The organism is Streptomyces sp. NPDC007205, assembly GCF_040634095.1.
Classification (GTDB): Bacteria; Actinomycetota; Actinomycetes; order Streptomycetales; family Streptomycetaceae; genus Streptomyces.
The window spans coordinates 1-1,167 of the sequence record NZ_JBEYEW010000190.1 but is presented as its reverse complement, the minus strand read 5'-3'; the positions used below and the strand labels follow the sequence as shown (position 1 = coordinate 1,167).

Below are 1,167 nucleotides of genomic sequence, written 5' to 3'. Positions count from 1 at the left end.
CCCATCCGCATACCTCACACACCACGGGATACAGCCACCCATCCATGCCCATCAGGGACTTCGTGAAGATTCACCCCGACGAGCTGAAGTCAGTAACTCGTGGCTTTCTGCTTGGTGGTTCGTTGGTCAGGCATGAGCAGGTTGGATGGGCAACGGACCGCGCTGGCAGCCAAGTTCGCGGCGATTCTGCCGCACCTCGACGAGCGGCAGCGTCGCCTGCTGATAGGGGCGGAGGCGCAGTCTCTCGGCCACGGCGGGATCAGACCGGTCGCTCGTGCCGCCGGTGTCGTGAGCTGCAATTTTCATCACCAATGATCAACGGTCGTCGGCGGGCATCGGTTCACCGGCCTCGTAGGCCGCACACCGTGTGCAGCCCGGGTGCAGGCAGGTGTGGATACGCCACCCCCGCCGACTGCTCTCACAACCCGGCGCCTGCCACGAATAGGGAATCAAGTCCAGAGCACGCCGCGCAGCGTCGCGGGCACCCGCAAGGGACTCTGGGTTCCCCGGAGTTTCCAGCCACCACAAAGCCCACTTCAAGGCCTCGGAGGCAGCGGTCGGATCGGGGACGCGGCGTGCTACTGGCAAGGCCACAGGCTCCGGAACGTCGGAGCGGGAAGGCCATGGCGCGCACGCACGCAGGAGGCCGGCCGCAGCGAGAAACAACTTGTGTCGCACGCCCTTACAACCCCGCGTCGGGGCAGTCACGTCACGGCTAAGAAAGCATGATCATCCCAATGAGCGAGCTGGAGCTGCACGCCCCGATGCACAACCAGCCGAGCGCCCAGCGTGCCGCGTCGATGTCAGGCGACTGAGTTCTGGGGTACGCAAGCGCAAGGCCCTTCGCGCCGACCAGCTCGCCGAGGCAGCCGTCCGGACCGCTGAGCGTCGGCACATCAATCTCCGCGGCGAGATGCTCACCGGCCACTTGGTGCACCCGCCGGTCATGGACGTGACGGCTCTCAGCCAGCAGGTCGCGAGCTGACCAGGCCATCGAGGGCCGGGCGCGGGCGTCGTGGCGGTTGCCGGGGAGGGGCCGTCCGGCCGCCACGGCCAGCCGTGTGCTGGCGGCTACTGAGCTTGAACTCGGGTTGTCGTAGTCGCTGACAGGGCTTGATCCCCGCGGTACGCCGTTGTTATGAGGTAGGCGCAGGGCGGCGGACTGAC

At 66.8% G+C, this 1,167-nt stretch carries 1 protein-coding gene; it reads right to left on the bottom strand.

Features of this window, described 5'->3' with window-relative positions; genetic code table 11:
- Positions 1-715: 715 nt before the first annotated feature.
- Positions 716-1,167: hypothetical protein (locus ABZ624_RS43165; RefSeq protein WP_360101275.1), on the bottom strand; the 452-nt coding region annotated here is incomplete at its 5' end.